11 protein-coding genes and 2 rRNA genes are annotated in these 24,789 nt (G+C 66.3%); 2 read left to right on the top strand and 11 right to left on the bottom strand.

The annotated features are described in order from the left end of the window. Positions 1–110: 110 nt before the first annotated feature. The 5 genes from HBK84_RS09930 to HBK84_RS09950 all read right to left on the bottom strand — a co-directional run bounded on the left by HBK84_RS09930 (position 111) and on the right by HBK84_RS09950 (position 14,489). A 23S ribosomal RNA gene (locus HBK84_RS09930) occupies positions 111–3,238 on the bottom strand. A gap of 437 nt (positions 3,239–3,675) precedes the next feature. After that, positions 3,676–5,207 (bottom strand): 16S ribosomal RNA (locus tag HBK84_RS09935). The 16S and 23S rRNA genes sit together here, the layout of an rRNA operon. Before the next feature lie 551 nt (positions 5,208–5,758). Further along, the gene (gene glgB, locus HBK84_RS09940; protein ID WP_167318793.1) at positions 5,759–10,027 is read right to left on the bottom strand and encodes a 1,4-alpha-glucan branching protein GlgB; all 4,269 of its coding nucleotides are present in this window, start codon (positions 10,025–10,027) and stop codon (positions 5,759–5,761) included. 63 nt (positions 10,028–10,090) lie between these two features. Continuing rightward, positions 10,091–11,860, bottom strand: coding sequence for a maltose alpha-D-glucosyltransferase (treS, locus tag HBK84_RS09945; protein WP_144998980.1), 1,770 nt, complete (start codon positions 11,858–11,860; stop codon positions 10,091–10,093). 115 nt (positions 11,861–11,975) lie between these two features. Then, on the bottom strand, positions 11,976–14,489 hold the full coding sequence (locus HBK84_RS09950; RefSeq protein ID WP_370520529.1) for a maltotransferase domain-containing protein: 2,514 nt from the start codon (positions 14,487–14,489) through the stop codon (positions 11,976–11,978). Between the two features lie 133 nt (positions 14,490–14,622). Between HBK84_RS09950 and glgP the strand changes: the two genes are divergently transcribed. Next, complete coding sequence (glgP, locus tag HBK84_RS09955; protein WP_085108340.1) at positions 14,623–17,253, top strand: alpha-glucan family phosphorylase; 2,631 nt, start codon at positions 14,623–14,625, stop codon at positions 17,251–17,253. Positions 17,254–17,270: 17 nt separating this feature from the next. On the opposite strand, the gene glgX is transcribed toward glgP, so the two are convergent. The 6 genes from glgX to HBK84_RS09985 all read right to left on the bottom strand — a co-directional run bounded on the left by glgX (position 17,271) and on the right by HBK84_RS09985 (position 23,913). Continuing rightward, the gene (gene glgX, locus HBK84_RS09960; RefSeq protein ID WP_167318794.1) at positions 17,271–19,415 is read right to left on the bottom strand and encodes a glycogen debranching protein GlgX; all 2,145 of its coding nucleotides are present in this window, start codon (positions 19,413–19,415) and stop codon (positions 17,271–17,273) included. After that, positions 19,402–20,370: a 23S rRNA (guanosine(2251)-2'-O)-methyltransferase RlmB gene (gene rlmB, locus HBK84_RS09965; RefSeq protein ID WP_085108335.1), complete on the bottom strand. Its 969-nt coding sequence runs from the start codon at positions 20,368–20,370 to the stop codon at positions 19,402–19,404. Before rlmB ends, glgX begins: the two co-directional genes overlap by 14 nt. Positions 20,371–20,454: 84 nt before the next feature. Beyond that, positions 20,455–21,897, bottom strand: a complete 1,443-nt coding sequence (gene cysS, locus HBK84_RS09970; RefSeq protein ID WP_085108332.1) for a cysteine--tRNA ligase — start codon at positions 21,895–21,897, stop codon at positions 20,455–20,457. 137 nt (positions 21,898–22,034) lie between these two features. Then, positions 22,035–22,568: a 2-C-methyl-D-erythritol 2,4-cyclodiphosphate synthase gene (gene ispF, locus HBK84_RS09975; RefSeq protein ID WP_144932129.1), complete on the bottom strand. Its 534-nt coding sequence runs from the start codon at positions 22,566–22,568 to the stop codon at positions 22,035–22,037. Then, positions 22,561–23,409 carry a 2-C-methyl-D-erythritol 4-phosphate cytidylyltransferase gene (locus HBK84_RS09980; protein WP_240918956.1) on the bottom strand — a complete coding sequence of 283 codons (849 nt, stop codon included), beginning with the start codon at positions 23,407–23,409 and terminating at the stop codon, positions 22,561–22,563. The genes ispF and HBK84_RS09980 overlap by 8 nt, the downstream gene beginning before the upstream one ends. 18 nt (positions 23,410–23,427) lie before the next feature. Next, on the bottom strand, positions 23,428–23,913 hold the full coding sequence (locus tag HBK84_RS09985; RefSeq protein ID WP_064846759.1) for a CarD family transcriptional regulator: 486 nt from the start codon (positions 23,911–23,913) through the stop codon (positions 23,428–23,430). 299 nt (positions 23,914–24,212) lie between these two features. On the opposite strand from HBK84_RS09985, the gene HBK84_RS09990 reads away from it, so the two are divergent. Further along, positions 24,213–24,752 (top strand): hypothetical protein, encoded by a 540-nt coding sequence (locus tag HBK84_RS09990; protein ID WP_082943372.1) that lies wholly within the window; start codon positions 24,213–24,215, stop codon positions 24,750–24,752. Positions 24,753–24,789: the final 37 nt, after the last annotated feature.

A 24,789-nucleotide genomic window follows, 5' to 3' on the forward strand; every position in this document is an offset into this window, starting at 1 on the left:
AACCACTACCCCCAGCCCACCCATCAGCCCACAGGCTGGGGGGTGGGGGGTTGTTGGTGGTCAACCACATGGTGGACGCGAACATCACATTCTTCGAATGAAGGCTGTGTGTGTAGAAGTCTTCGGTGTATTAGTACCAGTCAGCTCCACGTCTTGCAACGCTTCCACATCTGGCCTATCAACCCAGTCGTCTACTGGGCACCTCACACCCCACCAAGGAGGTCAGGAAATCTCATCTCGGAGCAAGCTTCCCGCTTAGATGCTTTCAGCGGTTATCAATCCCGAACGTAGCTAATCAGCGGTGCTCCTGGCGGAACAACTGACATACCAGAGGTTCGTCCGTCCCGGTCCTCTCGTACTAAGGACAGGCCTCCACAAATTTCCAACGCACGCAGCGGATAGGGACCGAACTGTCTCACGACGTTCTGAACCCAGCTCGCGTACCGCTTTAATGGGCGAACAGCCCAACCCTTGGGACCAACTCCAGCCCCAGGATGCGACGAGCCGACATCGAGGTGCCAAACCATGCCGTCGATATGGACTCTTGGGCAAGATCAGCCTGTTATCCCCGAGGTACCTTTTATCCGTTGAGCGACGGCCATTCCACAATGTACCGCCGGATCACTAGTCCCGACTTTCGTCCCTGCTCGAGCTGTCACTCTCACAGTCAAGCTCCCTTGTGCACTTACACTCAACACCTGATTGCCGACCAGGCTGAGGGAACCTTTGGGCGCCTCCGTTACTCTTTAGGAGGCAACCGCCCCAGTTAAACTACCCATCAGGCACTGTCCCTGACCCGGATCACGGGCCGAAGTTAGATATCCAGAGTGACCAGAGTGGTATTTCAACAACGACTCCACCACCACTAGCGTGACGGCTTCACAGTCTCCCACCTATCCTACACAAGCCACACCGAACACCAATACCAAACTATAGTAAAGGTCTCGGGGTCTTTCCGTCCTGCTGCGCGAAACGAGCATCTTTACTCGTACTGCAATTTCGCCGAGTTCATGGTTGAGACAGTAGGGAAGTCGTTACTCCATTCGTGCAGGTCGGAACTTACCCGACAAGGAATTTCGCTACCTTAGGATGGTTATAGTTACCACCGCCGTTTACTGGGGCTTAAATTCTCCGCTTCAACCCCGAAGGGTTTAACGAGTCCTCTTAACCTTCCAGCACCGGGCAGGAGTCAGTCCGTATACATCGTCTTACGACTTCGCACGGACCTGTGTTTTTGATAAACAGTCGCTTCCCTCTAGCCTCTGCGACCCCGACCAGCTCACACCGCGTGGGTGTTCACCAACCAGGGCCCCCCTTCTCCCGAAGTTACGGGGGCATTTTGCCGAGTTCCTTAACCATGATTCTCTCGAACGCCTTAGTATTCTCTACCTGATCACCTGTGTCGGTTTAGGGTACGGGCGACTAGAACCTCACGTCGATGCTTTTCTTGGCAGCATAGGATCACCGAATTCCCTCACCTAAGAGAGTCCCATCACATCTCAGGCCCATGACCCGCGGATTTACCAACGGGTCGCCCTACATGCTTAGACCAGGACAACCATCGCCTGGCTCGGCTACCTTCCTGCGTCACACCTGTTAACACGTTTACCTCCCCGGATCAGGTCCCACGCTCCCCACACACTCCCGTGACCGTAAACGGCCACGGATCGTGATGGTTCGGGTGGTTAGTATCCCCGGTTCGATAGGGTCGGTTCTTCGTCGGTACGGGAATATCAACCCGTTGTCCATCGACTACGCCTGTCGGCCTCGCCTTAGGTCCCGACTCACCCAGGGCAGATTAGCTTGACCCTGGAACCCTTGATCATCCGGCGGACGGGTTTCTCACCCGTCTATCGCTACTCATGCCTGCATTCTCACTCGTTGAGGTTCCACCACTGGGTCACCCCGCAGCTTCACTACCCCAACGACGCTCCCCTACCCACAACACCACCTCAACCACAAACGGCTCGGCTATACGGTGTCATGCCACAACTTCGGCGGTGTACTTGAGCCCCGCTACATTATCGGCGCGGAATCACTTGACCAGTGAGCTATTACGCACTCTTTCAAGGGTGGCTGCTTCTAAGCCAACCTCCTGGTTGTCTAAGCAACTCCACATCCTTTCCCACTTAGCACACGCTTAGGGGCCTTAGTTGATGGTCTGGGCTGTTTCCCTTTCGACTATGAAGCTTATCCCCCACAGTCTCACTGCCACGCTTACACTTCACCGGCATTCGGAGTTTGGTTGACGTCAGTAACCTTGTAGGGCCCATCAGCCATCCAGTAGCTCTACCTCCGGGAAGCAACACGCAACGCTGCACCTAAATGCATTTCGGGGAGAACCAGCTATCACGGAGTTTGATTGGCCTTTCACCCCTACCCACAGCTCATCCCCTCCATTTTCAACTGAAGTGGGTTCGGTCCTCCACGCGCTCTTACACGCGCTTCAACCTGGCCATGGGTAGATCACCCCGCTTCGGGTCTAGATCACGCCACTACACAACGCCCTATTCAGACTCGCTTTCGCTACGACTACCCCACACGGGTTAATCTCGCGACGTAACACTAACTCGCAGGCTCATTCTTCAAAAGGCACGCTGTCACCCCAAAAGGCTCCAACGGCTTGTAAGCACACGGTTTCAGGTACTATTTCACTCCCCTCCCGGGGTACTTTTCACCATTCCCTCACGGTACTGATCCGCTATCGGTCATCAGGAAGTATTCAGGCTTACCAGGTGGTCCTGGCAGATTCACACGAGATTTCACGGGCCCCGTGCTACTCGGGAACAACGTCACACCACGCACACCACGGTTTCGTCTACGGGACTCACACCCCCTACGGTCTGGCACTCACCACCAGTTCGACTACCACAGCGCCACAGCGCCCGGGGTGGCGACCCCGAGAACAACGCATCCCACAACCCCGATCATGCAACCCTCGCCAGGTATCACACACAACCGGTTTAGCCACCATCCGCTTTCGCTCGCCACTACTCACGGAATCACTATTGTTTTCTCTTCCTATGGGTACTGAGATGTTTCACTTCCCCACGTTCCTCCTCGCACCCTATGAATTCAGATACGAGTGACCACGCATGATACGCAGCCGGGTTACCCCATTCGGAGACCCTCGGATCACAGCTCGTTTATCAGCTCCCCGAGGCTTATCGCAGATTTCCACGTCCTTCATCAGCTCCTGATGCCAAGGCATCCACCGTGTGCCCGTAACAACTTCTACGCCACACAACACAAAATAATCATCAAAGAACACACCACACACACCCACCACACCACCACAACCAGGAATCCGAAAACCCCTCGACCGTGATCATCGTGTGACCAGATGCACGCGGCGTCAAAGATGCTCGCGTCCACTATGTAGTTGACAAACAACAACCCACCAACACCACACACCCACCACAATGGATGCGTCAGTGTCCCAGGAAACCAACCAACGTAACTTGTTGATCGACAACCCAACAATGTGCCACCACGAACCCCCACACACACCACCACCAACCATCCAAGCCGGCAGTGTTCCCGTGTGCGTAGTATCCGTGTCCGCTTGCTGATATTCCACCCATGAGCAAAACACCCACCACCGACTCAACGGCGCACCACGATCTCGTGGTCTGTGGGGCCACCAGCCACCCGGCCGGTTAGCGTGCTCCTTAGAAAGGAGGTGATCCAGCCGCACCTTCCGGTACGGCTACCTTGTTACGACTTAGTCCCAATCGCCAGTCCCACCTTCGACGGCTCCCCCCACAAGGGTTAGGCCACCGGCTTCGGGTGTTACCAACTTTCGTGACTTGACGGGCGGTGTGTACAAGGCCCGGGAACGTATTCACCGCAGCGTTGCTGATCTGCGATTACTAGCGACTCCGACTTCACGTGGTCGAGTTGCAGACCACGATCCGAACTGAGACCAGCTTTTTGGGATTAGCTCCACCTCACGGTATCGCAACCCATTGTACTGGCCATTGTAGCATGCGTGAAGCCCAAGACATAAGGGGCATGATGATTTGACGTCATCCCCACCTTCCTCCGAGTTGACCCCGGCAGTCTCCTATGAGTCCCCACCATCACGTGCTGGCAACATAGAACGAGGGTTGCGCTCGTTGCGGGACTTAACCCAACATCTCACGACACGAGCTGACGACAACCATGCACCACCTGTACACCAGCCCCACAAGGAGGAAAACCCATCTCTGAGCCGATCCGGTGTATGTCAAGCCTTGGTAAGGTTCTTCGCGTTGCATCGAATTAATCCGCATGCTCCGCCGCTTGTGCGGGCCCCCGTCAATTCCTTTGAGTTTTAGCCTTGCGGCCGTACTCCCCAGGCGGGGCACTTAATGCGTTAGCTACGGCGCGGAAAACGTGGAATGTCCCCCACACCTAGTGCCCAACGTTTACGGCATGGACTACCAGGGTATCTAATCCTGTTCGCTCCCCATGCTTTCGCTCCTCAGCGTCAGTAACAGCCCAGAGACCTGCCTTCGCCATCGGTGTTCTTCCTGATATCTGCGCATTTCACCGCTACACCAGGAGTTCCAGTCTCCCCTACTGCACTCAAGTCTGCCCGTACCCACTGCACACCCGGGGTTAAGCCCCGGGCTTTCACAGCAGACGCGACAAACCGCCTACGAGCTCTTTACGCCCAATAATTCCGGACAACGCTTGCGCCCTACGTATTACCGCGGCTGCTGGCACGTAGTTAGCCGGCGCTTCTTCTGCACGTACCGTCACTTTCGCTTCTTCCGTGCTGAAAGAGGTTTACAACCCGAAGGCCGTCATCCCTCACGCGGCGTCGCTGCATCAGGCTTGCGCCCATTGTGCAATATTCCCCACTGCTGCCTCCCGTAGGAGTCTGGGCCGTGTCTCAGTCCCAGTGTGGCCGGTCACCCTCTCAGGCCGGCTACCCGTCGTCGCCTTGGTAGGCCATTACCCCACCAACAAGCTGATAGGCCGTGAGCCCATCCACAACCAGTACAAACCCTTTCCACCCCCCACCATGCGACAGGAGGTCATATCCAGTATTAGACCCAGTTTCCCAGGCTTATCCCAGAGTCAAGGGCAGGTTACTCACGTATTACTCACCCGTTCGCCACTCATCCACCCAGTGCAAGCACCAAGCTTCAGCGTTCGACTTGCATGTGTTAAGCACGCCGCCAGCGTTCGTCCTGAGCCAGGATCAAACTCTCCGTCAAAAAACATTCAACAGAAACCACCCCACCACCACACCAAACAGCGCAGCAGAACCAGGGCAGGATCCCAGCTGACACCCAACACCCCCAGGAAACGGGAAAACACCCAGGGGACTGTCAGGCCATCAACCAAAAACAAAAAAACTTTGGTATCAACAAACTAGACACACTATTGAGTTGACAAACAACAAACCACACCACACAGCCCCTCACCAGGGCCACAACGGTCGGTTGCGATCTGCAAGCTTAGCTGCGGGTGACCCGGGCTGCAACTCGAAATGAACCTCGATTGCTTCCTGCTGTCACCGCTCTTCAGCGGCTTGCGGGGAACCATCCTAGCACACCTTCTCGCCGTTGTGCGCGGCTCGTCAGTGGTGGGATCGACTCCGTTTCGTTGCCCCGTTCGGCCTTCGCGGCCGCTGCCGTGGCAACTCGGAAGACATTACACGCCCCCACCGGAGACGGCAAACCTGAGACGGCGAACCCTCCGGAGATGGAGAACCCGCGGGAGCACGTGCTCCCGCGGGTTCTGCATTCAATGATGCGTGACCTGATCAGTCCCGGTCGCGCGCCGTCGGGCTGGTGCTCGCGCCCTTGGCCGGCTTCAGGAACAACACCGCGAGCGGAGGGACGGTGACCTCGGCGGATGCCGGCTTCCCGTTGTATGCACCCTCGGCCGCGGTGACCCGGCCCAGGTTGCCCACGCCGGAACCACCGAAGATGTCGGAGTCCGTGTTGAGCACCTCGTCCCACTCACCCGCCCACGGCAGACCCAACCGGAAGCGCTCGTGGGTGTTGCCCGCGAAGTTGGCCACGCACACGAGCGGGTTGCCCTGGTCGTCCCATCGGGTGAAGGACAGCGTGTTGCGCTTGGCGTCGTTGGCGTCGATCCACTCGAAACCGGACGGGTCATTGTCCCGTGCGTACAGGGCCGGGGTCTCGCGGTAGATCTCATTGAGGCTCTTCACCAGCTCCTGCACGCCGTGGTGCGGTGGGGTCTCGGAGAGCCACCAGTCCAGGCCGTGCTCCTGGGACCACTCAGACTCCTGGGCGTACTCGGTGCCCATGAAGATCAGCTGCTTACCCGGGTGGGCCCACATGTATGCAAGGTACGCGCGCACGTTGGCGAGCTGCTGCCACCGGTCACCCGGCATCTTGCGCAGCAGGGAGCCCTTGCCGTACACGACCTCGTCGTGGGAGATGGGGAGGACGAAGTTCTCCGAGTAGGCGTAGACCATGGAGAACGTGGCCTTGTTGTGGTGGTAGTGCCGGTTGACGGGATCCTCGGCCATGTACTCGAGACTGTCGTGCATCCACCCCATGTTCCACTTGATCCCGAAGCCGAGACCGCCGGCGCTCGTGGGTTTGGTGACCCCTGGGAAGGACGTGGACTCCTCCGCAACCATGACGATCCCGGGATTGCGCCGGTACGCGGTGGCGTTGGCCTCCTGCAGGAACGCGATGGCCTCGAGGTTCTCGCGTCCGCCGTACTGGTTGGGCTCCCACTCGCCGTCGTTGCGCGAGTAGTCCAGGTAGAGCATGGAGGCCACGGCGTCCACGCGAAGCCCGTCCACGTGGAACTCCTCGAGCCAGTAGTTCGCGTTGGCCACGAGGAAGTTGCGCACCTCCCGGCGGCCGTAATCGAAGATTAGCGTGCCCCAGTCCTTGTGCTCGCCGCGGCGGGGGTCCGGGTGCTCGTAGAGCGGTTGCCCGTCGAACTTGGCGAGCGCCCACTCGTCCTTGGGGAAGTGGCCGGGGACCCAGTCCACGAGCACACCGATGCCGGCCTGGTGCAGCTGGTCCACGAGGTAGCGGAACTCGTCCGGGGAACCGAAGCGCGACGACGGCGCGTAGTAGCCGGTGACCTGGTAACCCCACGAACCACCGAAGGGGTGCTCCGCAACGGGCATGAACTCCACGTGGGTGAAGCCCTGCCACGTGAGGTACTCCACGAGTTCGCGGGCGAGATCCACGTAGCCGAGACCCATGCGCCACGAGCCGATGTGCATCTCGTACACGCTCATGGGTGCGTTGTGGGGATCCTTGGCCGCGCGGGCCTGCATCCACGCGTCGTCCTGGAACTCGTAGGAGGACTCGAACACGCGCGACGCGGTGGACGGCGGGATCTCGGTGCCGAAGGCCATGGGGTCCGCCTTGTCCCGCCACGAGCCGTCCGCCGCCCGGATCCGGAACTTGTAGGTGTCTCCGGAGCCCATGCCGGGCACGAACACTTCCCACACACCGCTGGAACCCAGCGAGCGCATGGCATGCTCGGAACCGTCCCACCCGTTGAAGTCACCAATCACGCGCACGGCCCGGGCATTGGGGGCCCACACCGCAAAGCTCACGCCGGAGACGTCCCCCATGGAGGACGGGTAGTGGTGCACGTGGGCACCGAGCACGGTCCACAGGGTCTCGTGCCGGCCCTCGCCGATCAGGTGCAGGTCCAGCTCGCCCAGGGTGGGCGCGAAGCGGTAGGGGTCGTCGACCTCGGCGGGCTCCTTGCCCGCATAGGTCACCAGGACGCGGTAGTCGGGGATCTTGCCCTCGTCGTGCGCGGGGACCACGCCGGTGAAGATCCCACCCCACTCGTGCTCGAGGGGGAACGTCCCGTTGAGCGTGCGCACCGAGACGTGCGTCGCGAAGCGTCGCAGGGTCCGGATGGTCACCGAACCGTCCGGGTTGAAGTGCGCCCCGAGCACCGCGTGGGGATCGTGGTAGCGCCCCTCGGCCACCGCTGCGAGCACGTCCGCGCTCACGGGCACGGGCCCGCCCGCGGGGTGCTCCCGTTCCGACGCCGCTGCGACGCTCTGCTGGGAAGTCCCGGCCCGAGTTGACGCATGGTTCCCGCCCGCGGTCTCCGCCGGAGCCGTCACGTCATTACCGTCGGTGGTCCGAGCCGACGCGTCGTTCGTCCCGGTCGCCTCCGACGCAGCGCCCCGCGCGTTGCGCGGTTCCGCCGACGGCGCCCGGCCGTCGGCGTGCTGCGCGGACTCGGATGCCGGGGTCGGCGTGGATTCGGGGCCCGTAGGAGTCGACGACGCCGCGGGGCCGGTGTTCTCGGGGTGTTCAGGGGTCACGAAATCCTCGGTTCTGGATGCAGGTGTGTGGCTCTCGTGTGTTTCACGCCTCACGTTACGGGAGCGCGCACGTTCAAGCGAACGCACCACGGCACCGGCCGGGACCGCGACCCAGCCCGGGCGGTTGCGCTGCTCGTAGACCACTTCGTACAGGCTCTTGTCAAGCCACAGGGCGCGGAAGAGCACCGAATCCCGGTCCACGCCAGAATCGCTCGTGCGGGCGTACCCCTCGAGGAACGCGTCCGAGACCGCGTCGGTCCAGGCGCTCATGTCCTCGTCCCGCTCGCGCGCGGCCATGGCGCCCGCATAGTCGAACGAGCGCAGCATGCCGACGACGTCGCGCAGGGCCACGTCCGGGCGGACACGCTCCTTAATGGGTCGTAGGGGCTCACCCTCGAAGTCCAGGATCCGGAACCCCTGGGCGTCGTTGTGCAGCACCTGGCCCAGGTGGTAATCACCGTGGATCCGTTGCAGGGCGGGGATCTCCCGGATCCGGGACAGCTGCTCGAGCAGGTCCTCGACCTCGGCCTGGTAGGAATCGAAGTAGTCCCCGCAGGACTCCCACGCCCAGCGGATCCGCGAGGCGAGGTCGTCCAGGAACCGGCGCCGAGCATCGTCGTTCGCGGTGACGGGGTCGAAGGCGCCGAGGAGGTCGGCGTGGACGCGCGCGGTCGTGGCACCCAGCTCGGCCGCGAGCTCGGAGAAGTCCCGGGCATGGCTCGCCGCATCCAGGGCCATGGCCCACGCGTCCCGCGAATCGGCCAGGAACTGGGCGGCCACCGCGAGCTGACCGGACGTGGTGACCAGGCCCTGGCGCCACTGGGCGTCGAGCCATCCAGCCGTGGCCGGGACCGCGGTGGAACCGTGCGACGTGAGTTTGACGCCCACCTCCACGTCCGGGTTGCGCCCCTCCCCCACCACGCGGAAGAACTTCACGATCACCGCGTCGCCGCCCAGCGCCGAATCCGAGTCCTCTGCGTCCTGCGGGGTGAGGATCACGGACGTGTTGGACTGCTCTGAGGAGATCACCCGCACCTGATCCGCGGAGGCAATCCGATAATCCGTGTTCATGGCCCCGGTGTAGCGGCCGTGCAGGCCCATCCCGTGGCGCAGCACCCCGCCCTCGGTCAGCTGCGCATCCATGATCCGCAGCACCCGGTCCATGAAACCTGGGTCCCCCACGGCGTCGTAGAGGTGGAACGTGGCCGTCTCGTCCGCGGTGGTGCTCTCGCTGCCCTGTGCATCGGCGCGGGCCTCACTACGACCGGACGCGCCGGCCTTCTCCTGGGCGCCGGCGGTTTGACCGGCCTCCGGGGAGTCCTCCGAGGTGATGGGTTGGGCGGTCCGCGAGCGCTCCGAGCGGCGTCGTTCGCGGAAAGAACCCGCGTGCGAGATGGCGCGGCGCAGGAACGAGGCCGAGGCCTCCGCACCCGCGATCAGCTGCTCGGGCAGGGGACGGTCCGGGCCGCCGGAGCAATAGCTGCCGATCGCGAAGCGCTCGAGCTCGGGCAGGGCTTCGGTGCTGCGCACGACCGGTACGTTGAGTAATTCGCTGCGCTCGCCCACCGTGGCCTGGACCAGGAACATGATGCGTTCCGTGCCGCGATGCGATCCGGTGCCGGAATCCAGGGTCGCGCGGCCCACGACGCTCAAGCGCAACTGGTCCGGGGTGGCCGTGAACGGGAACCACCGCTGCCGCGGCAACCAGTCGCGCAACCTGTCGAGAAATTGCTGATCCGTCATGGAGGGTCCCCCGCTTTCGTCTGGACAATCACTGCTTCGCGCGCGGGCCGTACCCGCGCGCGCTCACTCGTTGCGCGCGGGCTTGATGATGGGCATGGCCACCGTCTCGGGGTGGGAACCGTCCGTGCCGGGGGTCGTGCGCAACCGGAGCCAGAAGAAGTCCTGCGAACCGAGCGTGATGCGGTAGTCGCCCTGTTCCGAGAAGGAGCCGAACGGTTCACCGCCGAACAGTTCCCGGGTGCCCCGGCCCGCGTACTCGGCCAGGTGCACGCTGCAGCTCGCGGGGACGTGGGAAAGGTTGAACACGCACAGCAGGGTCTCCCCCACGCCGTCGTCCGCGTCCTGCGGGCTCAAGCGGCGCAGGAACGCCAGGACGGATTCGTGGTCCGTGCTCACGTTGACGTAGTCCCCCAGACCGAACGCCGGGTGCGCCTTGCGCACCATGAGCATCTGCCGGATCCAGTGCAGCAGGGAGGAGGACGACGCGAGCTGCGTCTCCACGTTCGTCTGCGCGTAGTTGTAGACGAGCGACTGCACGACCGGGAGGTAGAGCTTGCCCGGATCCGCGGTGGAGAAGCCGGCGTTGCGGTCGGGGGTCCACTGCATGGGTGTGCGGGACGCGTCGCGGTCGTCGAGCCAGATGTTGTCCCCCATGCCGATCTCGTCCCCGTAGTACAGGAACGGCGACCCGGGCAGGGACAACAACAGCGCGTGCGCGAGTTCGAGCTCCGCGCGGGAGTTGTCGAGCAGGGGTGCCAAGCGGCGTCGGATACCGATGTTCGCGCGCATGCGCGAATCCGGGGCGTACCACCCGAGCATGGCCTGGCGTTCCTCGCTCGTGACCATCTCGAGCGTCAACTCGTCGTGGTTGCGCAGGAACGTGCCCCACTGCGTGCCCCGCGGGATCTGCGGCGTGTGCTCCATGGTGGAGACGATGGGCGCGGCCTTCTGATCGCGCAACGAGTAGTAGATCCGCGGCATGATCGGGAAGTGGAAGCACATGTGGCACTCGGGCGCCTGCTCCGTGCCGAAGTACTCCACGACCTCGTGCGGCATCTGGTTGGCCTCCGCGATGATCACGCGGCCGGGGTACTCGCGGTCCACCATCTCGCGCAGCCGCACGAGGAAGTCGTGGGTCCCGGGCAGGTTCTCGCAGTTGGTCCCCTCCTCCTCGATGAGGTAGGGGATGGCGTCCGCGCGGAAGCCGTCGATGCCCATGTCCAGCCAGAACTTCACGACGTCGAACACGGCCTCGACGACCTTGGGGTTCTCGAAGTTCAGGTCCGGCTGGTGGGAGAAGAACCGGTGCCAGAAGAACTGCCGCCGCACGGGGTCGAAGGTCCAGTTGGAGACCTCGGTGTCCACGAAGATGATCCGCGCGTCCTGGTATTTCTCGTCCGTGTCCGACCACACGTAGAAATCGCCGTACGGCCCCTCCGGGTCCTCCCGGGAGGCCTGGAACCACGGGTGCTGGTCCGAGGTGTGGTTCAGCGGCAGGTCGGTGATGACCCGCAGACCCCGCGCGTGGGCCTCCGCGACTAGTCGCTTGAAGTCGCTCACGGTGCCGAACTCGTCCAGCACGGAGTAGTAGTCGGAGATGTCGTAGCCGCCGTCCCGCAGCGGGGACTCGTAGAACGGGGGCAGCCACAAGCAATCGATCCCGAGCCACTGCAGGTAGTCGAGTTTGTCGATCAGACCCGAGAAGTCGCCGGAGCCGTCACCGTTGGCGTCCGAGAAGGCTCGCACGAGCACCTCGTAGAACACGGCCTTGCGGAACCAGTCCGGGTCGTGCGCGAGCCCGGGAGCGTTGAGTTGGAAAGGAGTGGTGCTCATGGTCGGCTGGACTGCCCTCTCGGAGAAACGTGCGTGTCGGTCATGACGGGTGCGGGGTGCCGGCCGCCGTGGTGCGCCGCGCTCAGCGGTCGGGGCGCATCGCGACGGCGCTCGCTCACTTGACCCCGCGGCGGACGCTGAGCACGTGCGCGGGTTCCACGTACGGATCCAGGCGCACGTAGTTGTGGGTGCCCCACTTCCAGCTCGCACCGGAGATCAGGTCGTCCACCCAGAAAGAGCCGTCCTCGTTGAAGTCCTGGCCCCGCAGGTCCAGGGAGTCGAGGTCCAGCCACACGGTGGCCTCCCGCGCGCTGTGCGGGTCCGTGTTGAGCACCACGATCACGGTGTCCCGGACCTGCTCGCCGCCCCGTTCCACGGTCTTGGTCTTGCTGTAGGCCACGATGGCGTCGTCCGTGGAATTCTGCAGCGTGAGGTTCTGCAGGTCCCCGAGTGCGGGATGGTCCTTGCGGATCCGGTTCAGCCGCGTGATGTACGGCGCGAGCGACTCGCCGCGTTCCACGGCGGCGTCGAAGTTGCGCGGGCGCAACTGGAACTTCTCGTTGTCCATGTACTCCTCCGCCCCGGGACGAGCGACGTTCTCGAACAACTCGAAGCCGGCGTACACGCCCCACAGCGGGGACGCGGTGGCCGCCAGGGCCGCGCGCACCTTGAACGCGGCCGGGCCACCGAACTGCAGGTACTCGGTGAGGATGTCCGGGGTGTTCACGAAGAAGTTGGGCCGGTAGAACCCGGAGGTCTCGTGGGAGATCTCCTGGAGGTACTCCTCGATCTCCTCCTTGGTGTTGCGCCACGTGAAGTACGAGTAGGACTGCTGGAACCCGGCCTTGGCCAGCCCCTGCATCATGGCCGGACGCGTGAACGCCTCCGCGAGGAACACCGTGTCCGGGTGGTTCTTGCGCACCCTGGCGATCAGCCACTCCCAAAACCACAGGGGCTTGGTGTGCGGGTTGTCCACGCGGAAGATGTCCACGCCGTGACCGATCCACAGCTCCACGACCCGCAGTATCTCGGCGGCGAGGCCCTCGGGGTCGTTGTCGAAGTTCAGGGGGTAGATGTCCTGGTACTTCTTGGGCGGGTTCTCGGCGTAGGCGATGCTGCCGTCCGCGCGGGTCGTGAACCACTGCGGGTGCTCGGCGACCCACGGGTGATCCGGGGACGCCTGCAGCGCGAGGTCCAGCGCGACCTCGAGACCGAGATCACGGGCGTGCGCGACGAACGCGTCGAAGTCCTCGAAGCTCCCGAGGTCCGGGTGGATCGTGTCGTGACCGCCCTCCGGCCCACCGATGGCCCACGGGGAACCGGGGTCCTGGGGTCCGGCCGTGAGGGTGTTGTTCGGCCCCTTGCGGTGGTTGCGCCCGATCGGGTGGATGGGCGGGAGGTACGCGACGTCGAAGCCCATGGCCGCGGCCCGGTCCAGGGCCGCGATGGCCGTGCGGAACGTCCCCGGGGTCCACTCGCCCGTCTCGGGGTCGTACGTGGCGCCCTCGGAGCGCGGGAAGAACTCGTACCACGCACCACGACCCGCGGCCTCGCGCTCGACGCCGAGCGGGTAGCGCGGGGACGAGCTGAGCAGATCGCGCAGCGGCCGCTCACGAACGTAGTCCAGGAGCTGCGGGGACGTGGCGATCTCCCACCGCTGTTCCGGCGTGCGGTCGGTGTCCGCCATCGCTTCGGCGGCGTCCTCGAAGACCCGGGCCTCATCGGTCGAGCGATCGGACTCCTTGGAGGCGGCGTCGAAGAGCAGGGCCGCTTCCTGGAACATGAGCTCGACGTCCTGGCCGACCCCCAACTTGATCTGCGCGGCGTGGTGCCACGTGTCGTAGAGATCCGACCAGCCCTCCACCGCGAAACTCCAGGGGCCCTCGTACTCGGGACGCAGCCACGCCTCGTAGCGGTCCGTCCCGGGGGCCACGAGCGTCATGAGTCGGCGCTGGGTCTCACGGCCCTGCGGGTCGTACAGCACCGCGGTCACACCGAGGGAGTCATGACCCTCGCGGAACACGGTCGCGCTCACCCGGATGTCCTCACCGGGAACGGCCGTGGCGGGGAAACGCCCACCCTCGATCACGGGGCTCACGTCCGTCACGGGGATCCGCCCGTACACGAGATCGTCCGACGGGAAGTCCGCCAGGTGCTCGTCGTCCCCGGAATCGGTGTCCTGCTCGGCCGGGGCCTGCGCCGCGGCTTCGGCGTGCGGATCAGGTGCGGACTGAGTGTCGGGCTCGTACTGCGTGTCGGGCTCGCGCTGCGCTCCGGGTGCGGACTGTTGGTCGGATGCGGGCTGCGCCTCGGATTCGGTGTCCTCGGTAGGTGTTACGACCGCGGCGACCTCCTCGGCCGCGCCCGGTTCCGCATATGCGTGGGCGTCCGGCTGCCCGGCACCGGCGGACGACGCCGCTTCGGTTGCCTCCGGCGCGGACGGGACGCGAGCGGCATCGTCGTGGGGCTCCGCTCGGCGTACCGAGGGGGCGACGTCGGGAACGCCCGTGGCCGGGACCGGCGGGGTCAAGCGGGACCCGACGTCCGGGTGGGCATCGCCCGCGTGGGGATCCGGCACGGGATCTGAGGACGGACGGCGGCCCTGGGGCTGTGAGTTCTGCTGCGACACGAGACCAACGTTAGCGACAAACGCCCCGATTCATAAGGCCGTGGCCGTGGTCCCCGAACCGCGACGGCGACGCGCTCGCGTCACACGTCGGACCCCGTGGAGCGGCGGGGCCGAAGCCGCTAGGCTCGGGACCGTGAAGGCCATCCACAGGTTCACCGTCCGCACCGTCCTGCCCGAGTCGATCGCTGCACTCTCACGATTGGCCAAGAACCTCCGATGGACGTGGCATCAGCCCACCGAGGACCTCTTCGCCGAACTCAACCCGCACGCGTGGGACGCGGTCCACGGGGACCCCGTCAAGCTCCTGGGCTCGCTCACGCGCGAGGAGATCCAGCAGATCGCCGCGGACCCCGAGCTCGTGGCACGCATCCGCGACCTCGACGCCGATCTGGACACCTACCTCACCGAACCCCAGTGGTACCAGCGCACGCAGGGCGAGGACGCCCCGGCGGCCGTGGCGTACTTCAGCGCCGAGTACGGCATCACGTCCGCGCTTCCGCAGTACTCGGGCGGACTCGGGATCCTCGCCGGGGACCACTTGAAGACCGCGTCCGACATGGGCGTGCCCGTGGTGGGCGTGGGATTGCTGTACCAGGCCGGGTACTTCAAGCAGTCGCTGTCCCGGGACGGCTGGCAGCAGGAGACCTACCCGGTGCTGGACCCGGATGAACTCCCTCTCACCCTGCTGCGCGAAGCGGACGGTACGCCCGCGCGCGTGGTTCTCCCGCTGCCCGAGGGCCGGACGCTGTCCGCGCAGATTTGGCGGGCGGACGTGGGCCGCGTGCCGCTACTGCTGCTGGACTCCAACATCAGCGAGAACGACGACGCCGCACGCAACGTCACCGACCGGTTGTATGGCGGCGGCAGCGACCACCGGTTGTACCAGGAACTCTTGCTGGGCATGGGAGGGATCCGGGCGCTGCGCGCGCACAGCAGGATCACGGGTGCGCCCACGCCGGAGGTCTACCACTGCAACGAGGGCCACGCGGGTTTCCTGGGCGTCGAGCGGATCCAGGAACTCATGAACCCCGGGGCCGACGCCCAGGCCATGATGTGGGAGGAAGCACTCACCGCGGTGCGCGCCGCGACCGTGTTCACGACCCACACCCCGGTCCCGGCCGGCATCGACCGCTTCGAACGCGATCAGATCGCCCACGTCCTCGCCGCGGGGCTCGCCCCGGATGTCCCCTCCGAGCGCGTGCTTGAGCTGGGTGCGGAGACCATGCCGGGCGGTGACCCGAGCAAATTCAACATGGCGGTCATGGGGTTGCGGCTCGCCCAGCGTGCCAATGGCGTGGCCGAGCTCCACGGTGCCGTGTCCCGGTCCATGTTCCACGGGCTGTGGGAGGGCTTCGACACCGAGGAGGTCCCGATCACCTCGGTGACCAACGGCGTGCACGTCCCCTCCTGGATCGACCCCGCCGTGTGGCGCATGGCCGTGGACCCGGAGGAGAACGACACCAACCCGGCCGCTCGTTGGCGCAGGATCTACAATGTGTCCGACGCCGAGCTCTGGGCCACCCGCCGCGCCCTGCGGGAACGCCTCGTGCACGACGTCCGCGAGCGTCTACGGGCCTCGTGGAAGCGCCGCGGTGCTGCGGACGCGGAACTGGGCTGGACGGAGTCCGTGCTGGACCCGGACGTGCTGACCATCGGTTTCGCACGCCGCGTCCCCACGTACAAGCGGCTCACGCTCATGCTGCGCAACCCGGAACGGCTCAAGCGGATCCTATTGGACCCCCGCCGCCCCGTGCAGTTGGTGGTCGCGGGCAAGTCCCACCCCGCGGACGAGATGGGCAAGCGGATGATCCAGGACCTCGTACGGTTCACGGACGATCCGCAGGTGCGTCACCGGATCGTGTTCCTGCCCAACTACGACATCGCCATGGCGCGTGTCCTGTTCCCGGGGTGCGACGTGTGGCTCAACAACCCGCTGCGTCCGCTCGAGGCGTGCGGGACCTCCGGGATGAAGGCCGCGATCAACGGCGGGCTCAACCTTTCCGTCCTGGACGGGTGGTGGGACGAGATGTACGACGGGCAGAACGGCTGGGCCATCCCCACCGCGGACAACAAGGCCGGCACGGACGAGCGCGATGACATCGAGGCCGCCGCGCTGTACGAACTCATCGAGAGCCACGTGGCACCGCGGTTCTACGGTGACGGTTCCGAGGACGCCACGACCGCGGCCGGACCCGACACCGCGCCGTCGCGAGCGAGCACCGTGCCGCACCAGTGGCTCGCCATGGTGCGCCACACGCTCGCGACCCTCGGGCCCAAGGTCTCCGCCCGGCGGATGCTCACCGACTACGTCAACGAGCTGTACGTCCCCGCGTGCGTCGCCGGCCGGCGCGTGACCACGGACGACGGCGCCCTGGCCCGCGGCACGGCCCACTGGGTCGAGCGCGTGCGTACCGCGTGGCCGCAGCTGCGGATCGAGCACGTGGACGCACACGGTGTGCGCCAGGAACCGCAGATCGGTGACGAGCTCACGGTCAACGCGTACGTAGATCTGGGCGAGCTGACCCCCGAGGACGTGACCGTGCAGGTCAGCTACGGGCGCGTCTCGGAAACCGATCACATCCACGAACGGTCCTACGCCACGCTCGAGGACGTGACCGAGCTGGGTGGGGGACGCATGACGTTCTCCGGGCCCATCACGATCGACCGCTCCGGCCCGTTCGGGTACACCGTGAGGGTGTTGCCGCGCCACGACGAGTTGGCCTCACCGGCCGAACTCGCTCTCGTGCGCAACGCCGGGGACTGACGTCCGGCCCGCCCGGTTCACGCGATCGCGAACATCGCGATGCTCTGTGCCGGGACCGTGAGCTCCTCCCCGGCACGCCATCGGTTGCCGGTCAGTTCGTCGAGCTGAGGGTCCGTGGCGAGCACGAGCCGGTACGAGGCCCCCTCCACGTCCGAGCCGGCCAGGTTCTCGAAGCGCGGCAACACCGCGGCCACGGGCGATGCGGTGCCGTTGAGCACGAACAGTCCCGCGAGGTCACCCCCGCGCGCGCCGAGCACGATCTGCAGCGCACGGACCCCGTCCGTCTGCCACAGATCGTCGCTCATGGGCTCCCCGGAACTCGCGTACCAATTGAGCACCACGTCCCGGGGGCGCGTGGGGAAGTCCCGGGGTTGGCTCGCCAGGAAGGCCCGGCGGATCCGGATGAGCCGCTGGGTCGTGCGTAGCATGGACCGATCCAGGGGTGTGAGTCGCCAGTCCACCCACGAGAGCCGGTTGTCCTGGCAGTACGCGTTGTTGTTGCCCTCCTGGGAGCGCAACAGCTCGTCCCCCGCGGTGATCATGGGGATGCCCTGCGAGAACAACAGGGTGGCCATCATGTTGCGCGCGGTGGCCGCGCGGGCGGCCCGCACGCGCACGTCCGGGGAGAAGCCCTCGTGGTCGTGGTTCCACGAGTGGTTGTCGTTGGTGCCGTCCGCGTTGTTCTCGCGGTTGGCCTCGTTGTGCTTGGCGTCGTACGCCGTGAGGTCGTAGAGCGTGAACCCGTCGTGCGCGGTGATGAAGTTGACCGAGGCCAGTGTGGTGCGCCCGTGCGGGGCGAACAGGTCCGCGGACCCGGAGATCGCCCCGGCGAGCCGACCGGCGGTGCCCCCACCGCCCCCGCGACGCATGGTGCGCTGACCCGAGAGCCAGAAGTCCCGCACGGTGTCCCGGTAGTGGTCGTTCCAGTCCGCCCAGCCGGTGGGGAAGCGCCCGGTCTGCCAGCCACCGGCGCCCACGTCCCACGGTTCGGAGATCATCCGCACGCCCTGCAGCACCGGATCCGCGGCGATCGCCACGAAGAACGGGTGGTTGCGCGTGAAGTGGTGGTGCTCGTCGCGGCCCAGTTCGGGGGCCAGGTCGAAGCGGAAGCCGTCCACGTGGCACTGCGTGACCCAGTAGCGCAGGGAGTCCAGAGCCATGCGCACGACCTGGGGGTTGCCGAAATCCATGGAATTGCCGCACCCGGTCACGTCCACGTAGTTGCCGTGCTCGTCGTGGCGGTAGTACTCCCAGTCCCCGAGCCCGCGCCAGCAGTACGGGCGCTGCGTGGGTCCGCCTTCTGCGGTGTGGTTGTACACGACGTCCAGGAACACCTGCAGCCCCGCGCCGTGCAAGGCGTCCACGGCGGCCTTGAACTCGTTGAGCACCGCGGTGGGCCCGGCCTCCTGGGCGGCCTTGGTCGCGTACCCCGCATGGGGTGCAAAGAACGCGAGGGTGTTGTACCCCCAGTAGTTGGTGAGCCCGTTCGCGGTCAGGTGGGCCTCGTCCAGGTGGGCGTGCACGGGCAACAGCTCCACCGCGGTGATCCCCAGGCTGCGCAGGTACTCGAGCATCACGGGGTGCGCGAGTCCCGCGTAGGTGCCGCGCAGCTCGTGAGGGATCCCCGGGTGCAGCATGGTGAGGCCCTTCACGTGGGCCTCGTAGATCACGGTCTCGCGCCACGCCGGCCGGGGCCGGTCGTGGTCGCGCCACTCGTGGTCCTGGGCGACCACCACGGAGACGTACTCCCCGCCGTAGGCGTCCGCGCCGGGATTGACGACGTCGCGCGGTGGCGCCACACGCGTCAGTCCCCGCCCGTAGGGGTCCAGCAGGACCGGTTCGTACGCCGGATCCGGCACGGGACTGCCCTCGGGCCGGGCACTCACGAATCCGTACTCGGTTCCCTCGGGCATCGCGGGACACACGTCCCGTGCGAGCTCGCCCGGGGTGAGTTCCACCTCCGGCACATGGCGTGGGCGCGAGACGGTCGCGTAATGGATCCCGTGGTTCTCCCCCGCGAGCCGTAACCGCTGCCACGATTCACCGGGGCGCCGGAACATGAGGTCCACCTCGGTCAGTCCCGGGGCGTAGACCGCGACGTTGGCGGTCCCGTCCCCGGACGGGGAGGGGTGGACGCCCAGCGGATAACTACGCGCTTGCACGCCGGCGCGCGATCTCGTACAGCGTGATCCCCACCGCCATGGACGCGTTGAGGGACTCCATCGCGGATTCGATGGGGATCGACACGATCGCGTCGCAGTGCTCTGTCACCAGGCGGGACAGGCCCTTGCCCTCGGAACCCACGACCACCACGAGGGGCTCGGTGGCCAACTCGAGCTGCGGCAGGTCCACGTCCCCGCCGCCGTCGAGGCCGACCACGAAGTAGCCCTGCTTCTTGCAGTTCTCGAGCGTGCGCGTGAGGTTCGTGGCCTTGGCCACGGGGACGCGCGCCGCAGCACCCGAACTCGTCTTCCACGCCGTGGCCGTGACCCCGGCGGAGCGGCGCTCGGGCAGGATGACCCCGTCCCCGGCGAACGCGGAGACGCTGCGGATGATCGCACCCAGGTTGCGGGGATCGGTGATCCCGTCCGCCGCGATGAGCAGGGGCGGGCGGGAATCATCGCCCCGGTCGGCCATGAGGGAGGCCGCGAGCTCGTCCGCGTCCTGGTAGTCGTACGGCGGGACCTGCAGCACCACACCCTGATGGATCGCGTCCGCGGAGAGCCGGTCCAGCTCGCCGCGCGAGGCCTCGAGCGTGGGCACCTGGGCCTCGGCGCACAACTGCAGGATGTCCTTGACGCGGTCGTCCATCTCGATCTTGGTGGCCACGAACAACGTCTTGGCGGGCACCCCGGCGCGCAGGGCCTCCAGCACGGCATTGCGCCCCGTGACGAGGTCCTCCTTGATGGGCCCGGACCCCGTGCGGGACGGACGCCGGTGCAGGTTCTGCTGCTTGCGCGCGACCGCCTGCTTGGCCTTGTACGCCTTGTGGTAGACGCGGTCCTCGGCCTTGGGCGTGGGGCCGCGGCCCTCCAGGCCCTTGCGGCGCTGGCCGCCGCTACCCACGACCGGACCCTTCTTCTTGCGCGTGGCTCCGGGTCGGTTCTTCTGGGCCATGGTCAATACTCCGTGTCTGTCACGGGTCACGGCCCGCGGGCCGCCCCGGGGTGGTCGGCGATCTGGCTCCAGTTTAGGCCAGGCTCATTCCCCCACGGACCACTCGGACCCCCGGGCGCCGTCCTTCACGACGACGCCAGCAGCGGCCAGCTGGTCCCGGATCCGGTCCGCGAGCGCCCAGTCCTTCGCCTCACGCGCGGCGGCACGCTGGGCCAGCAGGTCCTGGACGAGGGAGTCGAGCGCGCGGTGCTCGGCGCCGTCGGCGTCCCGAGCGCCGTCGAGACTCATCAAGGGGAGCAATCCCAGGACGTCGGACATGCCCGCGATCGCGGAGACGAGCGGCTGGGCGGTCGAGGCCTCCGGGCCCGAGAGAGCCGTGTTGGCCGCGCGCACCGTCTCGTGCAGCACCGCGAGCGCACGGGGCACGTTGAGGTCGTCGTCCATGACCGCGACGAACTCCTCAGGCACATCCATGTGCTCCCAGGACACGCTGAGTCCGGAATGCTGCGCGGCCGCGAGGACGGCTTCCACGCGCTCGACGGCGGCGGTGGCCTCCCGCAGGGACGTGGGCCGGTAGTCCAGCACGGAACGGTAGTGGGCCTGGCCCAGGTAGTAGCGCACGGCGAGCGGCCGTGCTTCCTCGAGCATGCTCGCCGGGGAGACCGTGTTGCCGATCGACTTGGACATCTTCTCGCCCTCGTACGTCACGAGCCCGTTGTGCAACCAGAAGTTGGCGAACGGGCGGCCCGCCGCGGTGGACTGGGCGAGCTCGTTCTCGTGGTGCGGGAAGCGCAGGTCTAGGCCACCGCCGTGGATGTCGAAGTGCGCGCCCAGGTATTTGTGGGCCATGGCCGAGCACTCCAGGTGCCAGCCGGGGCGGCCGCGGCCCCACGGGGAATCCCACGACGCCGTGGCGGGTTCGCCCTCCTTGTGTCCCTTCCACAGCGCGAAGTCGCGGGGATCGCGCTTGCCGCGGGGATCGGCGTCCGGGGCGTCCTGCATGTCCTCCACGCGTTGCCGGGTGAGTTCGCCGTAGCGGGGCCACGAACGGACGTCGAAGTAGACGTCGCCGGAATCGTCGAGTGCGGGGTACGCGTGCCCGGCGTCGATCAGCTCCTGGATCAGCGAGTGCATCTCCGGGACGTGGCCCGTGGCCCGGGGTTCGTACGTGGGGGCCTCGATACCGAGCGCGGCGTAGGCCCGCCCGAACACACCCTCGAACCGGTAGGCCAGCGCCCACCACGGTTCGCGCGGGTGGTCACCCTGGTAGTCGTTCTCGAACGAGGCGTGCGCGTTGGCCAGGATCTTGTCGTCGATGTCCGTCACGTTGCGCACCGTGGTGACCTCGTAGCCACGGAAGCGCAGCCAGCGGGCCAGGATGTCGAACACGAGCGCGGAACGCACGTGGCCGATGTGCGGTGCGCCCTGCACCGTGGCACCGCAGTAGTAGAGGCCCGCCTCGCCGGGTCGCACGGGGACGAAGTCCTTGACGGTCGCGGAAGCGGTGTCGTAGAAGCGCAAAGTCACCCTGCCAGTCTAACGGGGTGGCGCCGCACGCTCGCGGCGGGCGGGTTCGGTCGGCCGGCACTACTGGCGCCCCCCCCGGTGGACTCGACCGGTCTGCTGGGTTGCGGCCGGTGGGCTCGGTCGCCGCCCGTTTGGGCTCAGCCGCGCGGGAACACGATCGCGGTGGCGATCGCCGCGAGACCCTCGCCCCGGCCCGTGAGCCCCAGGGCGTCCGTGGTGGTCGCGCTCAGGTGCACCGGCGCGCCGGCCGCTTCCGTGAGCACCGCGGCGGCCTCGTCCCGCCGCGGGGAGAACTTGGGTCGGTCGCCCACGAGCTGGACGGAGACATTGCCCACCCGGAAGCCGGCCTCGGTCACGATCCGCACTGCCTCCGAGAGGATCCGACACCCCGAGGCCCCGGCGAACTCCGGGCGGTCCGTTCCGAAGTGCGCTCCCAGGTCCCCCACGCCGGCCGCGGAGAACAGCGCGTCCGCCGCGGCGTGTGCCACGACGTCCCCGTCCGAGTGCCCGCTCAGTCCCCGCTCGCCGGGCCACATGAGTCCGGCGATCCACAGCGGAGTGCCCTCCGGGCCGAAGGCGTGCACATCCACCCCGATCCCCACGAGCGGGACGGGGGACGGCCGGGGTTCCGGGGTCGATGGATCGGCGGGGCCTGGGGTTGCGTCACTCATGCGGCCATTGTGCCGGACGGGCCGAGTCCCGCTCACGCACGATCGCGTGGGCGAGTACGAGGTCCAGGGGACGGGTGATCTTGAAGGACTCCTCGTCCCCGGCCACGAACTCCACGGGGTGCTCGGGGGCGAACAGTTCCACAAGACTCGCATCGTCCGTGATGCCTTCGGGATCCCCTGCGGAACCCGTCACCGTAGTGGCCGCCTCTGCCGTTCGAACGCTGTGCCCGAGCTGGGGGTCCTCCCCCGTGGCGTCCAGTGGGCCGTCCGGGAGCAGACCGGCCGCGCGGTTCACCCGTTCGAGCAGTGCACGGTGGAAACCCTGGGGTGTCTGGACGCTGCGCAGCCCCGCCCGGTCCACCGTCCCGGTACTGCGCCCGTGGGTGTCCACCCCGCGCACGGTGTCGGTCACCGGGGTCACGGGAACCACGGCCTGTGCACCCGTATGCAGGGCGGTGACCACCCGCTCGAGGACGGCGGGCGGAGTGAGACAGCGAGCGGCGTCGTGCACCAGGACGTGGGTGACACCCGCGGGCAGGGCGGTCAGTGCTGCCGCGACCGACTGGGCGCGTGTGGCACCCCCGGTCACGGCCGCGGCCCCCGCGGCGCGCGCGACGGCCGTGAGGTCCGTGTCTCCGGCGGGCACGGTCACGATCACCGCGGCACCGGGCAGGGTCCCGCACACCGTGGCAAGCGCGTGCTCCAGGATCGGTCGACCGGCCACGGGGACGAGCGCCTTGGGCATCCCGTACCCGAGCCGCGTGCCGGAACCGGCGGCCACGACAATGACGGCGAGCCCGTCCATGGCGGACGGGCTCGCGAGGTCGGAAATCTGGGACACGAAGACGTGCTACGGGAATCAGGCCGCGGACAGGATGTCGTCCAGGCGCTTCTCCGCTTCTTCCTCGTCGATCTTCTTGGCCAGTGCCAGCTCGGAGGTGAGGATCTGGCGGGCCTTGGTCAGCATGCGCTTCTCGCCGGCGGAGAGGCCCTTGCCGCGATCGCGGCGCCACAGATCACGCACGACCTCGGCGACCTTGAGGACGTCGCCGGAGGCGAGCTTCTCGAGGTTGGCCTTGTAGCGGCGCGACCAGTTGGAGGCTTCCTCGGCGTCCTTGGCCTGCAGGACCGCGATGACCTCCTTGAGGCCTTCCTCGTCCACGACGTCCCGCACACCCACGAGATCGACGTTCTCCGCCGGGACCTCGATCATGAGATCGCCCTGGGTGACCTTCAACCGGAGATACATCTTCTCCTCACCTTTGATGGTTCGAGTCTTGATCTCCTCGATAGTTGCGGCACCGTGGTGCGGATAGACAACCGTTTCGCCAACCTCAAAAACCATGCACAAACCCCTTTCAGCCCGCCAAGTCTACCACGGTGTATGATTGCCCACCTTTCCGCGAGCCCCGTCCGTGGCCGCTCCACGGACCGCATCACGGGGCCTTATGGAGGCCACCCGGGCAGCGCCCGGGCGGGTGTGCGTGACCCGGCCGTGCGGCGTCGTCGTCACTCCATAGCGCGCACACCACGGGCCCACGGGCGCGCCACGAACGGGGCGCGGATGCAGACGATCCGTGGCCAAACCGATAGACTGACTGCAGATTTTGCACCCGCTGTCAGAGAGCCCGAGGAGTTCGTGCCGTGAAGAACGCCGCCCACAAGAAGTTGCAGCACCTCGGAATGGGTGCGGCGGCACTCGCCGTCCTGACCGGTGTGAGCGGGTGCGCGTACATCAGCCCGCAGGCCACCATGGACAGCTACGCCCCGACGGACGGGATCCAGATGGACCTGGGTGACGTCCAGCTGCGCAACATCCTGGTCGTCGCCGAGGACGAGAACTCCGAGGGCCGCGTGCTGGGCACCCTGATCAACACCGGCGACCAGACTGAGACCGTCACCATGGACGCCAACGGCGCCCGCGCGAGCGTGGAGGTCCCCGCCAACCAGGAGGTCGTGCTCGAGAAGTCCCGGCCCGTGCTGTTGGACCGAGCCGGCGCGAACCCCGGCCTGATGGTGGACACCACGTTCACGGCGGACGACCAGGACCAGACCACCCAGGTCCCCGTCCTGGACCACACCTACCCGCGCTACGCATCCTTCGTGCCCGGCGGCGCACCGTCCACCCCGGCCAACCCCTCCAACACCCCGGCCCCCGCGGGCGAGGCGCACGGCGGGCACTGACCCCTCACACCACCCGCGCCAACCGGCGCGATCGAGC

The organism is Kocuria sp. KD4, assembly GCF_011769905.1.
Lineage (GTDB): Bacteria > Actinomycetota > Actinomycetes > Actinomycetales > Micrococcaceae > Kocuria > Kocuria marina.